This is a genomic window from Nonomuraea sp. K271 (assembly GCF_009908215.1).
In the GTDB taxonomy this organism is placed as follows: domain Bacteria; phylum Actinomycetota; class Actinomycetes; order Streptosporangiales; family Streptosporangiaceae; genus Nonomuraea; species Nonomuraea longispora.
On sequence record NZ_JAAAHR010000067.1, the window covers coordinates 1 to 15,634 of the forward strand.

At 70.7% G+C, this 15,634-nt stretch carries 12 protein-coding genes; 8 read left to right on the top strand and 4 right to left on the bottom strand.

The window, feature by feature from the left end; translation table 11 throughout:
- The first annotated feature begins 258 nt into the window (after positions 1 to 258).
- The 4 genes from GUY59_RS23065 to gatB all read left to right on the top strand — a co-directional run bounded on the left by GUY59_RS23065 (position 259) and on the right by gatB (position 5,874).
- Positions 259 to 2,331, top strand: a complete 2,073-nt coding sequence (locus GUY59_RS23065) for a putative bifunctional diguanylate cyclase/phosphodiesterase (protein WP_138199758.1) — start codon at positions 259 to 261, stop codon at positions 2,329 to 2,331.
- Positions 2,332 to 2,597: 266 nt separating this feature from the next.
- Complete coding sequence (gene gatC / locus GUY59_RS23070; protein WP_132334000.1) at positions 2,598 to 2,897, top strand: Asp-tRNA(Asn)/Glu-tRNA(Gln) amidotransferase subunit GatC; 300 nt, start codon at positions 2,598 to 2,600, stop codon at positions 2,895 to 2,897.
- Positions 2,894 to 4,384, top strand: coding sequence for an Asp-tRNA(Asn)/Glu-tRNA(Gln) amidotransferase subunit GatA (gatA, locus tag GUY59_RS23075; RefSeq protein ID WP_138199759.1), 1,491 nt, complete (start codon positions 2,894 to 2,896; stop codon positions 4,382 to 4,384). Before gatC ends, gatA begins: the two co-directional genes overlap by 4 nt.
- Before the next feature lie 2 nt (positions 4,385 to 4,386).
- Positions 4,387 to 5,874, top strand: a complete 1,488-nt coding sequence (gene gatB, locus GUY59_RS23080; RefSeq protein WP_138199811.1) for an Asp-tRNA(Asn)/Glu-tRNA(Gln) amidotransferase subunit GatB — start codon at positions 4,387 to 4,389, stop codon at positions 5,872 to 5,874.
- A gap of 112 nt (positions 5,875 to 5,986) precedes the next feature.
- Here gatB and GUY59_RS23085 read toward each other — a convergent pair whose 3' ends face one another.
- From GUY59_RS23085 to GUY59_RS23095, 3 genes are read right to left on the bottom strand one after another with little or no spacing between them, the layout of a single operon-like run.
- Complete coding sequence (locus GUY59_RS23085) at positions 5,987 to 7,507, bottom strand: tripartite tricarboxylate transporter permease (RefSeq protein ID WP_138199760.1); 1,521 nt, start codon at positions 7,505 to 7,507, stop codon at positions 5,987 to 5,989.
- On the bottom strand, positions 7,508 to 7,993 hold the full coding sequence (locus tag GUY59_RS23090) for a tripartite tricarboxylate transporter TctB family protein (protein ID WP_138199761.1): 486 nt from the start codon (positions 7,991 to 7,993) through the stop codon (positions 7,508 to 7,510).
- A complete protein-coding gene (locus GUY59_RS23095) occupies positions 7,993 to 8,961 on the bottom strand; it encodes a Bug family tripartite tricarboxylate transporter substrate binding protein (RefSeq protein ID WP_138199762.1) in 969 nt (322 codons plus the stop codon). The genes GUY59_RS23090 and GUY59_RS23095 overlap by 1 nt, the downstream gene beginning before the upstream one ends.
- A gap of 165 nt (positions 8,962 to 9,126) precedes the next feature.
- Between GUY59_RS23095 and GUY59_RS23100 the strand changes: the two genes are divergently transcribed.
- The 3 genes from GUY59_RS23100 (at position 9,127) to GUY59_RS23110 (ending at position 13,447) form a co-directional block, all read left to right on the top strand.
- Positions 9,127 to 10,704: an ATP-binding protein gene (locus tag GUY59_RS23100; RefSeq protein ID WP_252374847.1), complete on the top strand. Its 1,578-nt coding sequence runs from the start codon at positions 9,127 to 9,129 to the stop codon at positions 10,702 to 10,704.
- Complete coding sequence (locus GUY59_RS23105) at positions 10,701 to 11,363, top strand: response regulator (protein WP_171055329.1); 663 nt, start codon at positions 10,701 to 10,703, stop codon at positions 11,361 to 11,363. Before GUY59_RS23100 ends, GUY59_RS23105 begins: the two co-directional genes overlap by 4 nt.
- A 92-nt stretch (positions 11,364 to 11,455) precedes the next feature.
- Entirely contained in the window at positions 11,456 to 13,447 is a 1,992-nt protein-coding gene (locus GUY59_RS23110) for a VanW family protein (protein ID WP_138199763.1), read from the top strand.
- A 5-nt stretch (positions 13,448 to 13,452) separates the two neighbouring features.
- On the opposite strand, the gene GUY59_RS23115 is transcribed toward GUY59_RS23110, so the two are convergent.
- Entirely contained in the window at positions 13,453 to 14,526 is a 1,074-nt protein-coding gene (locus GUY59_RS23115) for a PQQ-dependent sugar dehydrogenase (RefSeq protein WP_138199764.1), read from the bottom strand.
- 37 nt (positions 14,527 to 14,563) lie between these two features.
- Here GUY59_RS23115 and GUY59_RS23120 point away from each other — a divergent pair, with 37 nt between their 5' ends.
- On the top strand, positions 14,564 to 15,472 hold the full coding sequence (locus tag GUY59_RS23120) for a 2-hydroxyacid dehydrogenase (protein ID WP_138199765.1): 909 nt from the start codon (positions 14,564 to 14,566) through the stop codon (positions 15,470 to 15,472).
- Positions 15,473 to 15,634: the final 162 nt, after the last annotated feature.

Genomic DNA, 15,634 nt, shown 5'->3' on the forward strand with positions numbered 1-15,634 from the left:
GGGCGGGTGGGGGCAGCAGCCTGCTTCGACGGTCGTGTTTCGCCGTTGCGTACGCACCAGGCCGGGCCGTACCCGCCACCTGGCTCATTCGGGCGTCACTCGGGTGGGGTGGAGCTCGCAGCGTGCATGGCGTGCTACGGAGGGTGTTTTCTGGGTATATGTCGGAAAGGAGAAGTGACGGAACGTACGCGCTTGGTTTCGCGAAGTGGGGTGAAGGTCGTACCCTCCCATAGTGACCTAATGGGGGTTCTGTTACCGATGACTGACCCAACCGACACCCGCGATACCGGTCCACGCGCCGGCACGCCGTTGTGGGCGTTTCTCGCGGGCATCACCGTGATCGGGTTCACCGCACTCGTGGTGGCCATGCTCAGGCTCGACATGTCCGAGCTGGTGGAACTCGCCCGCACGCCGCTGTTCTGGGTGCTGGCCGTGCTGGTGATCCTGGGTGAGCTCAGGCCCGTCATGGTGTCATCAGCGGCGGCCGTGGGCGGCACCTACCCCTCCACCATGTTCACGTTCGCCGTGCTCCTGCACTTCGGGCTGCCCTGCGCGGTGGTCATGCAGGGGGTCGCGGTGGCCATGAACGGCGTGGTGACGCGCAAGTCGTGGCATCGGGTCATGTTCAACATCGCGCAGTCGACCCTCGCGCTCACCGCCGCGGGCGTGGTGCTGGGGACGTTCGGCATCGTGCCGAGTCCCGCCCTGCCATGGGTGCCCAGCGGCGGAAACCTGCTGGCGATCGGGCTGGCAGGGATCGCGTACTTCGCGACGAGGGCGACCCTCGTGTGCAGTGCGGTCGCGCTGCACGAGCGGCGTTCGCTCAGCCGGGTGCTGAGGGCGACCGTCGGCCCGCAGAGCCTCGTCTACGCCGGCCTGCTCGGCCTGGCGCCCCTGGTCGTCGTGGTCATGAGCCATTCGCCTGGTTTGGTGCCGCTCTTCGTCGCGCCTCTGGCCGCCGTCTACTTCACCGCCACGCTGTCCATGCGCCGTGACCACCAGGCCATGCACGACGAGCTGACCGGCCTGCCCAACCGGAAGCTGCTCATCGTCAGCACGGAGGAGGCGCTCGCCGAGGCCAGGCAGGACGAGCGGGTCGGCCTGTTCCTGCTGGACCTCGACCGGTTCAAGGAGGTCAACGACACGATGGGCCATCCGGTGGGCGACCGCCTGCTGCAGATGGTCGCGCATCGCCTCACCCATTCCGTACGCCCTGGAGACGTCGTGGCGCGGCTGGGCGGCGACGAGTTCGCCGTGCTGCTGCCCTCGATCAGAGACACCCACGCGGCCAGGGAGGTCGCGGCCAGGCTGCGCGCGGCGCTGACCGAGCCGGTGCGCCTGGAGGGCATGACCTTCGACGTGGACGGTTCCGTCGGCATCGCGCTCTATCCGGATCACGCCCCCGACTTCGAGCTGCTGCTCCAGCGCGCCGACGTGGCGATGTACCTCGCCAAGGAGGGCCGTACGGGAGTGGAGCTCTACCAGCCCGACAAGGACAGGAACTCGCCGGAACGCCTGAGCCTGCTCGGCGACCTGCGCCGCGCCATCGACAACCGCGAGCTGCGCCTGCACTACCAGCCCAAAGTCAACCTCGGCACGGGCGCGGTGCAGGGGGTGGAGGCGCTGCTGCGCTGGCGACATCCGGCGAACGGGCCGATCCCGCCGTCCGATTTCGTCCCGCTGGCCGAGCAGTCCTACCTGATGCGCCAGCTGACCGCGTACGTCATCGACGAGGCGCTGGAGCAGGCCGCCCGCTGGTGGCACACGGGGCTTCGCGTGCAGATCTCGGTCAACATCTCGGCCCGCGACCTGCTCGACTCCGCGCTGCCGGAGCGGCTGGAGGTCGGGCTGGCGAAGTACGGGCTGCCGCCCGCGGCCATCCAGCTGGAGGTCACCGAACGCATCCTGACCGGCGACCAGGCCTACACCCAGGAGACGATCAAGGCGCTGGCCACGCTCGGTGTCCCGCTGGCCATCGACGACTTCGGCACCGGCTATTCCTCGCTGATCAGACTCCAGCGTCTGGCGATCTCCGAGGTCAAGATCGACGCGTCGTTCGTGAGCAGGATCGGCGAGTCCGAGGACGACGAGAGGATCGTGCGTTCGATCGTCGACCTGGTGCGCTCGCTGGGCCTGCGTTCGGTGGCGGAGGGCGTCGAGTCCGACGAGGTGGCCGTCCGCCTGGCGGACATGGGGTGCGACGTGGCGCAGGGGTGGCTGTTCTGCGAGCCCATGCCGGCCGCGGACGCCGCGGCCTGGCTGCGCGACCACACGGAGGCGATGCCGAAAGTCGGTTTGGGCTATACGCCGGAGATCACCCGCACCGCGTGACGCTACGACGGCTTCTACCGGGCGATCACGCGGCCGCGGTGAGGGCTGCTGCACTCGTCACGGACCCGGTCCGGAACGAGCAGATCCAGGTCGACGTCGTGGTCTTCGCGCCCGCAGCCCGGCTGGAGGAGTTGTACGGGCGAGGCCGGGCCTCGCGTGCCCCGGCGGCCGTGTTGCCGGCGAGTTAACCGTTCGGGCATGGTTCGTCAAGCCCTCTAGGATGGCAGTGTCCGAAGACTCCATCCACGAAACGGGTTCAACGACTCATGTCCGCCATAACCCGCGACGAGGTCGCACACCTGGCCCGGTTGTCCAGGCTGGCGCTCACCGGTGACGAGCTCGACCACTACGCCACCCAACTCGATGCCATCATCGAGGCGGTCGCGAAGGTGGCCGAGGTCGCCGCCGAAGATGTGCCGCCATCGTCGCACGCGCTTCCGCTGACCAATGTCTTCCGTGCCGACGAGGTGCGACAGTCCCTGACGCCCGAGCAGGCGCTGGCCGGTGCTCCCGCCGTCGAGGACGACCGATTCCGGGTGCCGCGCATCCTCGGGGAGGAGGCATGAGTCTCATCCGCAAGACCGCCGCCGAGCTGGGCTCGATGATCGCCGCGGGTGAGGTGTCGTCGGTCGAGGTGACCGAGGCGCATCTCGACCGCATGGCCGAGGTGGAGCCCAAAGTCCAGGCGTTCCTCCACGTCGATCGCGAGACGACGATCGAGCAGGCGCGGGCCGTCGACACGAGGCTGCGGGCCGGGGAGAAGCTCGGGCCGCTGGCCGGCGTGCCCATCGCGCACAAAGACATCTTCACCACGCGCGACATGCCGACGACGGCCGCGTCCAAGATCCTCGAAGGCTGGCGGCCGCCCTACGACGCGACCGTCACCAGGCGGCTGCGCGAGGCGGGGCTGGTCATTCTCGGCAAGACCAACCTCGACGAGTTCGCCATGGGCTCTTCGACGGAGAACTCCGCGTACCACACGACGCGCAACCCGTGGGACCTGACGAAGGTGCCGGGCGGTTCGTCCGGTGGGTCGAGCGCGGCCGTGGCGTCCTACGAGGCGCCGCTGTCCACGGGCACCGACACGGGCGGTTCGATCCGGCAGCCGGCCTCGGTCACCGGCATCGTCGGGATGAAGCCGACCTACGGTGGTTCCTCCCGCTACGGGCTGATCGCGTTCGCGAGCTCGCTCGACACGCCCGGGCCGTTCTCCCGCACCGTGCTCGACGCGGCGCTGCTGCAGGAGGCGTTCTCGGGTCACGACCCGATGGACTCGACCTCCGTCGACGCGCCCGTGCCTTCGGTGGTCGAGGCGGCCAGGCACGCCGACGTCGCCGGCATGCGGATCGGTGTGGTCAAGGAGCTGGCGGGCGACGGCTACCAGCCGGGCGTGCTGGCCCGCTACCACGAGGCCGTGCAGCTCCTCGAGTCGCTCGGGGCCAAGGTCGTCGAGGTCTCGTGCCCGTCGTTCACCACCGCCCTCTACGCCTACTACCTGGTCGCGCCTTCGGAGTGCTCGTCCAACCTGGCGCGCTTCGACGCGATGCGCTACGGCCTGCGCGTCGGCGACGACGGCACCCGCAGCGCCGAGGAGGTCATGGCGCTGACCAGGGCCGCCGGGTTCGGTCCCGAGGTCAAGCGGCGCATCATGCTGGGCACGTACGCGCTGTCGAGCGGCTACTACGACGCCTACTACGGTCAGGCGCAGAAGGTGCGCACGGTCATCTCCCGCGAGTTCGAGGCCGCCTACGAGCAGGCCGACGTGCTGGTGTCGCCGACCACGCCGACCACGGCGTTCGCGATCGGCGAGCGGGTCGACGACCCGATGGCGATGTACCTCGCCGACCTGTGCACCATCCCGTCCAACATGGCCGGCAACGCGGCCATCTCGGTGCCGTGCGGGCTGGCCGACGAGGACGGCCTGCCGGTGGGCCTGCAGATCATGGCGCCCGTGCTGGCCGACGACCGCTGCTACCGCGTCGGCGCCGCCGTGGAGCAGGCCCTGGAGAGCCGCTGGGGCGGCCCGTTGCTGAAGGAGGCCCCGTCGCTATGACCATGGTCTATGACGAAGCGCTCGACGTGTTCGAGCCGGTGCTCGGGCTGGAGACGCACGTCGAGCTGGGCACCGCGTCGAAGATGTTCTGCGGCTGCAGGACGACGTTCGGCGCCCCGCCCAACACGCAGGTCTGCCCGACCTGCCTGGCGCTGCCGGGCGCGCTGCCGACGGCCAACGCCATGGCCATCGAGTCGACGATCCGCATCGGCCTGGCGCTGAACTGCTCGATCGCTGAATGGTGCCGCTTCGCCCGGAAAAACTACTTTTATCCGGACATGCCGAAGAACTACCAGATCTCCCAGTACGACGAGCCGCTCTGCTTCGACGGCTACGTCGACGTCGAGGTCGACGGCAAGACCGTGCGCATCGAGATCGAGCGGGTGCACCTGGAGGAGGACACCGGCAAGTCCACCCACGTGGGCGGCGCCACCGGCCGCATCCACGGGGCCGACTACTCGATCGTCGACTACAACCGGGCGGGCATCCCGCTCGTCGAGATCGTGACCAAGCCCATCCCGGGCACCGACCGGCTCGCGCCGGAGGCGGCCAGGGCCTACGTCACCGAGCTGCGCGAGATCATGCGCTCGCTGGGCGTCTCCGACGTACGCATGGAGGAGGGCTCGCTGCGCTGCGACGTCAACGTCTCCCTCATGCCGCGCGGCGCGTCCGAGTGGGGCACCCGCACCGAGACGAAGAACGTCAACTCGCTGCGCAGCGTCGAGCGGGCCGTCCGCAGCGAGATCGAGCGGCAGGCGGGCGTCCTCGCCGGCGGCGGGAAGATCGTCCAGGAGACCCGGCACTTCCACGAGGACACCGGCACCACCACCTCCGGCAGGTCCAAGGAGGAGGCGCAGGACTACCGCTACTTCCCCGAGCCCGACCTGGTGCCGATGGCGCCCGACCCGGCCTGGGTGAGCGAGCTGAAGGCGACGCTGCCCGAACTGCCGTCGGTCAGGCGCAAGCGGCTGCAGGCCGAGTGGGGGCTGTCCGACCTCGACATGCAGGCCATGCGCAACGCCGACGCGATCGACCTGGTCGAGGCCACGGTCGCGGTGGGGGCCCCGCCCGCCGACGCGCGCAAGTGGTGGATGGGCGAGCTGGCGCGGCGGGCCAACGAGACCGCCACCCCGCTGGCCGACCTGCCCATCACCCCGGACGACATCGCCAGGGTGACCAAGCTGGTCACCTCGGGGGCGCTCAACGACAAGCTGGCGCGCGAGGTGCTCGAAGGCGTGCTGGCGGGCGAGGGCACGCCCGACGAGGTGGTGGAGAAGCGCGGGCTGCGGATCGTCAACGACGAGGGCGAGCTGTCGGCGATCATCGACCAGGTGCTGGCCGACAACGCCGACGTGGCCGACAAGGTGCGCTCCGGCAAGCTCGCCGCGGCCGGTGCGCTGGTGGGCGGCGTCATGCGGGCCAGCAAGGGCAAGGCCGACGCGGCCCGAGCCCGTCAGCTGATCCTGGAGAAGCTCGGCGTCTCCGAGTAGAACCGGCCTCTCACGGCCGCCGGGCCCCGCCGCATCAACGGCGGGGCCCGGCGCCTTCCCGAACGCCGTACGGTCACCTCGTCGCGGAACGAGCCGCGGCCCGAGCCTGCGGTCACTCGTCCCGGGAGGGCGGGACCGCGCCGGCGGCGCGGCGGGCCAGCATCCTTCTGAGCAGCGGCGTGAGCAGCGTGAGCAGCGCCAGCACCAGCAGCACGACCGCGATCGGGCTGCGCACCAGTACGCTCACGTCGCCCGCGCCGATGGCCAGCGCCCTGCGGAGCTGGACCTCCGCCATCGGGCCCAGGATCATGCCGATCACCGCGGGGGCAACCGGCAGGCCGAAGCGCCGCATGGCGTAGCCGAGCAGGCCGAGCACATAGAGCACGAACAGGTCCACCACGGTGCCGTTCACGGCGTAGACCCCGAGCGCGGCGAAGAGGATGATCCCGGCGTACAGGTACGGGCGGGGGATCCGCAACACGCGCGCCCACAGCGGCGCCATGGGCAGGTTGAGCACCAGCAGCATCGTGTTGCCGATGAACAGCGAGGCGATCATGCCCCACACCAGCGCGGGGTTGTGGTCGAACAGTTGAGGTCCGGGCTGGAGCCCGTACTGCTGGAAGGCGGCCAGCAGGATCGCGGCCGTGGCCGACGTGGGCAGGCCCAGCGTCAGCAGCGGGACCAGGGTGCCGGCGGCGGAGGCGTTGTTGGCGGCCTCCGGTCCGGCGACGCCCTCGATCGCGCCCCGGCCGTACTCCTCGCGGGCCACGCCGCGCGCCAGGCGCTTCTCGGCCGCGTACGACAGGAACGTGGGGATCTCGGCGCCGCCGCCGGGCAGCGCGCCGAACGGGAAGCCCAGCGCGGTGCCGCGCAGCCAGGGCCGCCACGAGCGGCCCCAGTCGGAGCGGCCCATCCACGCCCGGCCGACGGGCACCACCTCGGGCATGGCGTGGCGTAGCCGCGAGGCGACGTAGAGGGACTCGCCGAGCGCGAAAAGGCCGACCGCCACGATGACCACGTCGATGCCGTCGAGCAGTTGCGGGATGCCCAGCGTGAGCCGTGCCTGGCCGGTCTGCTGGTCGATGCCGATCAGCCCGATCACGAGGCCGAGCCCGAGGGAGGCCAGGCCGCGTACGACCGAACGGGACAACACGGACGACACGGCGGTGAACGCGAGCACGGCCAGCGCGAAGTAGTCCTCGGGACCGAACGAGATGGCGAAGCTCACCACGGCGGGCGCCGCCACGACCAGCAGCGCGGTCGCGATCGTCCCCGCCACGAACGAGCCGATGGCCGCCGTGGCCAGCGCCTGGGCGGCCCTGCCCCGCCTGGCCATCTTGTTGCCCTCCAACGCCGTGATCATGGAGGCGGACTCGCCCGGCGTGTTGAGCAGGATGGAGGTGGTGGAGCCGCCGTACATGCCGCCGTAGTAGATGCCGGCGAACATGATGAACGCGCTGGCCGGCGGCACCGTGAACGTGATCGGCAGCAGCAGCGCCACGGTCATCGCGGGCCCGATGCCGGGCAGTACGCCGACGAGCGTGCCCAGCGTGACGCCGATGAGCGCGTACATCAGGTTGACCGGGGTGAGTGCGGCGGTGAAGCCGTCGAGGAGGAGCTGCAGCGACTCCACCTAGATCACTCCCGTCAGCGGCCCGCCGGGCAGCGACACGCCGAGTCCTCTGACGAACAGCAGGTACGTGGTGATGCCCATGACGACGGCGATCACGGCGGCACGCAGCTTGTGCTCGGCGCCGAGCGCCACGGCGAGGCCGAAGAAGAGCAGGCTCGCCCCGATGATCCAGCCGAGCACGTTCAGCAGCGCGCTGAAAGCCAGGAAGATCCCGCTGACCAGCCCGACGCTGCGCCAGTCGGCGGGCGCGCGGGCGTCGATGTCCTCGCTCTCCTCGGGGTCGCCGCGCCCGCCGCGCAGGACGTCGGCGACGTAGAACAGGCCGATGAGCACCATGGCTCCGCCCACCAGCATGGGGAAGAAGCGCGGCCCGAGGCCGAGCTGGGAGGCTGCCGCGGAGACGTCGAGCGTACCGACCACGACGAGCACGCCCAGCACCAGCACGACGAGCGCCAGCCCGAGCTCGGGCCGCCACCAGCGGGCCATCAGGAGACGAGCCCCATTTCGGCGATGATCGCCTTGACCCTGGTCTGCTCGGAGGCCAGGTAGTCGGCGAACTGCTGCCCGGTCTGGAACGAGTCGATCCAGCCGTTCTTGGCCACCGCGTCCTTCCATGGCTGCGCGTCGTGCATCTTGGTGACCAGGTCGGTCAGTGCCTTCTTGTCGGCGTCGGAGAGCCCGGCGGGGGCGACGAAGCCGCGCCAGTTGGCCAGTTCGACGTCGAGCCCGGCCTCCTTCAGGGTGGGAGCGTCGAGGTCCGGCAGCCGCTCGCCCGAGGTGACGCCCAGCGCGCGCAGCTTGCCCGACTTCACGTGCTCGGCGAACTCGGCCACGCCCGAGATGCCCGCGCTCACCTTGTTGCCGAGGAGTTCGTTGAGCGCCTCGCCGCCGCCCGAGTGGGCGATGTAGTTGACCTGCTTGGGGTCGATGCCGGCGGCCTTGGCCATCAGGCCTGCCACGATGTGGTCGGTGCCGCCTGCGGACCCGCCGGAGACGGACACCTTCGCCGGGTCGGCCTTCCAGGCCGCCACCATGTCGTCCAGCGTCTTGTACGGCGACGCGGCGGGCACGACGACGATCTCGTACTCCTCGGTCAGCTTGGCGATGGGCGTGGTCTCCGCCAGCGTGACCTTCGACTTGTTCTGCTCGATGGCGCCCACCATGACCAGGCCCATGGTCATCAGCAGGTTGCCGTTGCCCTTCTCTCCGGCGAGCTGGGCCAGGCCGATCGTGCCTCCGGCGCCGGGTACGTTGTACACCTCGACCTGGCGCTGCGGGTCGGCGGCCTTGATGGCCTGCTCGGCGATGCGGGAGGTCTGGTCCCAGCCGCCGCCGGGCGCGGCAGGGGCCATGATCCGCAATGGTGAGCTCGCCGAGGTGCCCGACGTCTCGCCACAGCCGGTCAGGGCACCTAGGGAGAGTGCCGCGAGGGCGGCGAATATGCGCAAGCGCATGATCACTCCAGAAAGGGTTCGCACGGTTACAGGAACCGGATCGTGAAGCCCCTACCCTGCGGAGTCGAGCCTTTGCGCGGTTGCCGTCATAGTGGTCGTATTGGTCGCGGGATCCCGCGGCCTCCCCGCGACCTGGCCGTGACCTCGGTTTGTTTCCATGTGCCCGTGAGACGGGTTCGTGAGGCCTCACTCGGGACCCAGCTGTTCGTGCTCCAGATGGTGATCGTGCTGCTCGCCGTCGGGGGCACCGCGGGCGTGTGGGCCGAGCACACACGTGACCAGCTGGCCTCGCTCCACCAGCAGCGGGCACTGGCGATCGCGCAGTCGGTGGCCGCGCTTCCGCAGGTCCGGGAGGCCTTCGAGCGGAGCGACCCCGAGACGGTGCTGCAGCCGCTGGCGATGAGCGTCCAGCAGGAGACCGGCGCCGACTACGTGGTGATCGCCAACACCGACCAGAAACGTTACGCCCACCCCAACGCCTCGCTGATCGGCAGGCAGCTGTCCACCGACGGCAGCACGGTGCTCAGGACGGGCCGCAGTTGGGTCGGCAAGGAGACCGGCACGATCGGCACCACGGTCAGGGGCAAGACGCCCATCCGTGACGAGTACGGCGAGATCATCGGCCTGGTTTCGGTCGGCGTGCTGGAGACCACGGTCATCAGCGAGGTCGTCGACGCGCTCCCGCCGCTGGTCTGGACGGCGCTCGCCGTGCTGATGGCCGGGCTCGCGCTGGCGGCGCTGATCACCGCGCGGGTGCGCCGGCAGACGTTCGGCCTGGAGCCGCGCGAGATCGCCGCCCTGCTGGAGCAGCGCGAGGGCGTGCTGCACGGTGTCAAGGAAGGCGTGCTGGCGCTCGACCTCGACGGGCGCGTCACGCTGATCAACGACGCCGCCCGCGAGCTGCTGGGCGACGTGGGCGCCGACCTGACCGAGATGCCGGTCTCCGAGCGCATGCGCGACGTGCTCGGGGGCGCCGACCCCGGCGAGGACCGCGTCGTGCTGCACGGCGAGCGCGTGCTGGTGCTCAACCGCACCCCGGTGTCCGTACGCGGTCAGCACCGCGGCTGGGTGGTGACCCTGCGCGACCGCACCGAGCTCGTCCATCTGGCGCGCGAGCTCGACGACGCCAGCAGCGCGACGGAGGCGCTGCGGGCGCAGGCGCACGAGTTCGCCAACCGCATGCACACCGTCGTCGGCCTGCTGGAGCTGGGCGAGTTCGACGCCGCGATCGGCTTCATCACCCGCACCACCGGCGGCGCCTACGCGGCCGACCTGCGCGAGCGCGTCCAGGATCCGACCCTGGCCGCGCTGCTGCTGGCCAAGTCCGCGGCGGCGGCCGAGCGCGGCGCCACGCTGGTGTTGTCGGACGACTCGTCCGTGCCGGCCGGCCTGCTCGGCGACCCACAGGACGCGGTGCTGGTGGTGGGCAACCTGGTCACCAACGCCATCGACGCCCTCGACGGCGCCCAGGGCACGATCGAGGTGTCGGTGCAGGCCGACCACGCCGGTCTGCGGGTGCGCGTCGGCGACTCCGGTCCGGGCATCGCCCCCGACCTGGTGGACGAGGTCTTCAGGGAGGGCTTCACGACCAAGGCCGCCAGGTCGGGGCCGCGCGGCCTCGGCCTGGCGCTGACCCGGCAGGCGTGCCTGCGCAGAGGAGGCTGGGTGCGGGTGGGTAACGCGGGCGGCGCCGTCTTCACCGCCCTCCTTCCGGCGGCGGAGCGGGCGAGGGCGGGGTCGTGAACGACATCAGGGTGCTCGTGGTGGACGACGACTTCATGGTCGCGCGGATCCACAGCGGCTACGTGTCCCGCGTGCCGGGGTTCAGCGTGGTCTCCGTCGCCCACAACGGGGCGGGCGCGCTGGCCGCGGCGGCGGAGCTCCGGCCGGATCTTGTGCTGCTCGACATCTATCTGCCTGACATGTCCGGGCTTGAGGTGCTCAAGGCGGTCAACGACGTGGACGTCCTCATGATCAGCGCGGCCCGTGACGTGCCCACGGTCAAGGAGGCGATGCGTGGCGGCGCGGTCAACTATCTGATCAAGCCGTTCACCGCCGCCGCACTGACCGAGCGCCTCCAGCAGTACGCCGACACCCGCAGGCGCATCACCGCCATCGGCCCTCAAGCGCGTCAGGACGACGTCGACCGGCTGTTCGGCACCCCCATGACCACGGCTCCCATGCCGAAGGGGTTGTCCCCGGCGACGTGCGCGCTGGTCGCCGACAGCCTGCGGGAGGCCGGCCGCGACCTGTCGGCGACCGAGGCCGCCCAGCTCACGGGCCTGTCACGGGTGAGCGCCCGCCGCTATCTCGAATATCTGTGCGCGGCAGGTCAGGCCGAGCTCCGGCCGCGTTACGGCACGGCCGGTCGTCCGGAACATCGCTACCGGTGGCTAGGTTGACACACTTCCGTAGTCATTTCCCGTGACATATGCCGATCCGCGTGCCTTACTGTTGCCTGAGACTTGGCTGCGGACCGGGAGGAGATTGAGGCGTGCGAAACGCCGGACCGATCGAATCACCGACCGACCCGTTCGCCTCGGTGCCTCTGCCCACGTCGAGCGTCTCCAAGAAGCCGCGGATCGAAGGCCTGCCCCCGGGAGTCTCCCGGGACATCTTCGGACCGCCGGAACGTCCGGAGTCTCGGCAGGCCCAAGCCCCGAGCGCCGCGGGCGGTCCCTCGAACGGCGCACTGCCCCCGGCCCCGCCACCGGCGCAGCCGTGGCCGATGGCGGGCAAGGATTCGGGCTCGCCCGCTCCTGTGTTCGGCGGGCAGAGCCCGCACGAGAGCCCGCCCGCCTTCGAGCCCGAGCCGCGCGGACGGCGGCTCCTGCCGGGCCTGCTCACGCTCCTCCTGGTGCTCGGCGTGCTGTCGTACGTCGTGCCCGCCGTGCTGATGTCCGGCAGCGTGCTGCGCGGCACCCGCGTGTCGGGGGTCGACATCGGTGGGCTGACCGTCACCCAGGCGGCGGACAAGCTGCGCACCGAGCTCGCCACCCAGCTGAGCAAGCCGGTCATCGCCGACATAGGCGGCAAGAAGGACACCATCCAGCCCGACGAGGCCGGGCTGGAGCTCGACGTGGTCGGCACGATCGGCCAGGCACCCAGCGGCTTCCCCAGCCCGCAGGAGGTGTGGCGCGGCCTGACCGGCACCACCGAGCTCGAACCGAAGATCAACATCGACACCTCCCAGCTCACCAGGACCGTCGAGGGCCTCGCCGAGTCCGTCGACAAGCGCGCCCAGGAGGGCCGGGTGGTCTTCTCCGGGCTGACGCCGAGAGCCCGCCAGCCGGAGGACGGCGTCCTGCTCGACAGGGACGACGCCGTCAAGCGGATCGGCGACGCCTTCCTGCGGGGCGGCGGCGCCGTCGTGCTCACCCTCCGGCCGTCCAAGCCCGTCACCACCAGCGAAGCTGTCAGGACGGCCGTGGTCAAGGCGAAGCGGGCCGTCGCCGGCCCCATCACGCTCACCCTCGACGGCAAGCAGGCGCAGGTCCCGCCCGCCGCGATCGCGGCCAACCTGTCCTTCGCCTCCGACGGCAGCGGCGGGCTCGCGCCGCAGTTCGACGCCAAGGCGGTGCTCGCCGACGTGGAAAGCAGCCTGGTCTCCGCCGCCCAGCAGCCGCGCGACGCCACGTACGAGATCGTGAACGGCGCGCCGGTCCTGGTGCCCGCCCGCACCGGCCGGGGCGTGAACGACAAGCTGCTGGCCAGGGACGCCGAGAAGGTGTTCGCCGAGGGTGGCGAGCGCACGGTCCCCGTCCGCCTGGGCACGGTCGCCCCCGAGGTCGCGACCTCGGAGATCCGCGGCCTCGGCATCAAGGAGACGCTGGCCACCTTCACCACGAACTTCGCCTGCTGCCAGCCGCGCGCCAAGAACATCCAGCGGATGGCGGAAGAGCTCGACGGCCACATCGTCAAGCCGGGGGAGACGTTCTCGATCAACGACGTGGTGGGCGAGCGCACCGTCGAGGACGGGTACGTCGAGGCCACGGAGACCGTCGGCGGGCGCACGGTCAACATCGTCGGCGGCGGGGTCTCGCAGTTCGCCACGACGATGTACAACGCGGCGTACTTCAGCGGGCTCGAGGACGTCGAGCACAAGCCGATGGACTACTACACCGACCAGTTCCCGGCCGGTCGCGACGTCGCGCTGCTCTACCCCGAGACCGACCTCAAGTGGCGCAACGACTCGGACAACGGCGTGCTGATCAAGACCGCGTCCACGCAGACGTCGGTGACGGTGGCGCTCTGGGGCGTCAAGCGGTACGACAAGATCGAGGCGGTCGAGTCGGAACGGCGGGACTTCACCCAGTTCCGCCGGGAGACCAGCAACACGCCAGGCTGCCTGCCGACGACGGGCGCCCAGGGGTTCACCATCGACGTCACGCGGGTGTTCCACAAGAACGGCCGCGTGGTCAAGAAGGACGACAAGCTGACCACCAAGTACCGTCCGCAGCCTCAGACCACGTGCACCGCCTCGTGAACCGGTCACGAGGTGGGCACGGACACGATGCGGTCGTCGCCCTCTCTGGGTGAGCCCCTGCCGTCCTTGTTGCTGGTGCCCACCCACAGGGTCCCGTCAGGGGCGGCGGTGACCGCGCGGAGGCGGCCGTAGCGGTCGGCGAAGTGCGCGACCGGGCGGCCCGCGGCGCCGTCGGAGCCGAGCGGCACCTGCCACAGGCGCTGCCCGCGCAGGGCCCCCGCCCAGAGCGAGCCCCCGGCGTACGCCAGGCCGGAGGGTGAGGCCTCGTCGGTGGACCAGGTGACGATCGGGTTCGCGAACCGCTCGTCGTCGCCCCGGCCCTCGACCTCGGGCCAGCCGTAGTTGGCGCCCGGCTCGATCAGGTTGATCTCGTCGTAGGTGTTGGCGCCGAACTCGGAGGCGTACAGGCGGCCCGAGCCGTCCCACGCCAGACCTTGGACGTTGCGGTGGCCGTAGCTGTAGACGAGCGTGCCGAACGGGTTGCCGGGGGCGGCCGTGCCGTCCGAGGTCATGCGCAGGATCTTGCCCGCCAGGGAGTCGCGCTGCTGGGCCAGGTCGCGGTCCCCCGTTTCGCCGGTGGAGGCGTACAGGTGGCCGTCGGGGCCGAACGCCAGCCTGCCGCCGTTGTGGTTGCTGCCCTTGGGGATGCCCTCGACGATCACCCGGCGCTCGCCGAGCGTGTCGCCCGTCAGCCGGTAGCGGACGATCCGGTTGTCCTCGGCGGCGGTGTAGTAGAGGAAGACGTGCTGGTCCTTGACCGCGACCCCCATCAGGCCGCCCTCGCCGTCCGGCGTCACGCCCTCGATCGTGCCTAGCTCGCTCACCTTTCCGTCCTGGGCGACCCGCAGCAGCCTGGCGGTGTCGCGCTCGGTGACCAGGGCGCCGCCGCCGGGCAGGAACGCTATCGCCCACGGCACGGCCAGCCCGGTCGCCACGTCCTTCGGGTCCGATGCCGGCCCCGCCGCCGACACAGCGGCCGTCGGTCGCACCTCGCCTCCGGCGGTGGAGCAGCCGGCGAGCCCCGCCGGCAGCACGGACAGCGCCAGGATCGCGCAGAGCTTCCTCATGTGCATCCTCATGTGCTCCATACTTCCCCGGAGTCGTAAGGTTCTGCGCATGAAGACCTGGGTTCCGTCTGATTCGGCGGCTGATGTCCTTTCCGACCTGCCAGGGGCCGAGTGCGCGGTGTACAACAGCACGACTGCGGTGCCGGAAGGCGTCGAGGAGGTCGAGGTCTGGATCCCGCCGCTGGTGACCGTGCCCGACGTGCGGGGGACGATGGCGCGGATGACCTCGTTGCGGCTCGTGCAGACCGTGACCGCGGGGGTGGAACCGTACCGTCCGCACATCCCCGAGGGTGTGACGCTGTGCAACGCGCGCGGCGTGCACGACGCGGGCACCGCGGAGTGGGCGGTCGGGGCGATGGTGGCGGTGCTGCGGGAGTTCCCCTCGTTCGTGGACGCGCAGCGCAGGGGCGAGTGGACCTACCGCCACACCGGCGTCCTCGCCGACTCGACCGTGCTCATCGTCGGCTACGGCTCCATCGGGGCGGCGCTGGAGCGGCGGCTCGCCGGCTTCGAGGTGGAGGTCGTACGCGTGGCGAGGACCGCCCGCGACGGCGTGCACGGCATGGCCGACCTGCCCGCGCTGCTGCCGGCCGCGGACGTCGTGGTGCTGCTCGTGCCCGCCACGGCCGACACGACCGGCATGGTGGACGCCTCGTTCCTGGCCCGCATGAAGGACGGCGCCGTGCTCGTCAACGCCGCCCGTGGCGGGATCGTCGACACCGACGCCCTGATCGCCGAGCTGAAGACGGGCAGGCTGCGCGCCGCTCTCGACGTGACGGCGCCGGAGCCGCTGCCGGAGGGCCATCCTCTTTGGAGCGCGCCAGGCGTGTTGATCACCCCGCACGTCGCGGGCAGCACCCCCGCGTCTGAGCGGCGCGTGCTCAGTCTCATCCGGGCCCAGCTGGAGCGCTATCTCGCAGGTGAGCCGCTGGTCAATGTCATAACCGACACGTACTGAGAGGATTCCGGAACGTGGCTGGTCCGTGACCTGCGGTGCGTACCGTTACGTTTGCAGGGAGTTCCTGACTCACTGTCAAGGCGCTCTTGGCAGCAATCGGTCCGTGTGGTTATCAGATCGGTGACGACATCGGCGTTGTCACCACCCGCGCACTCACAACCG

What these genes read in the sequence shown, in the direction of transcription:
- GUY59_RS23065 (WP_138199758.1), top strand. Translation starts at nt 259, where the DNA reads ATGACTGACCCAACCGACACCCGCGATACCGGTCCACGCGCCGGCACG.
- gatC (WP_132334000.1), top strand. Translation starts at nt 2,598, where the DNA reads ATGTCCGCCATAACCCGCGACGAGGTCGCACACCTGGCCCGGTTGTCC.
- gatA (WP_138199759.1), top strand. Translation starts at nt 2,894, where the DNA reads ATGAGTCTCATCCGCAAGACCGCCGCCGAGCTGGGCTCGATGATCGCC.
- gatB (WP_138199811.1), top strand. Translation starts at nt 4,387, where the DNA reads ATGGTCTATGACGAAGCGCTCGACGTGTTCGAGCCGGTGCTCGGGCTG.
- GUY59_RS23090 (WP_138199761.1), bottom strand. Translation starts at nt 7,993, where the DNA reads ATGGCCCGCTGGTGGCGGCCCGAGCTCGGGCTGGCGCTCGTCGTGCTG.
- GUY59_RS23095 (WP_138199762.1), bottom strand. Translation starts at nt 8,961, where the DNA reads ATGCGCTTGCGCATATTCGCCGCCCTCGCGGCACTCTCCCTAGGTGCC.
- GUY59_RS23115 (WP_138199764.1), bottom strand. Translation starts at nt 14,526, where the DNA reads ATGAGGATGCACATGAGGAAGCTCTGCGCGATCCTGGCGCTGTCCGTG.
- GUY59_RS23120 (WP_138199765.1), top strand. Translation starts at nt 14,564, where the DNA reads ATGAAGACCTGGGTTCCGTCTGATTCGGCGGCTGATGTCCTTTCCGAC.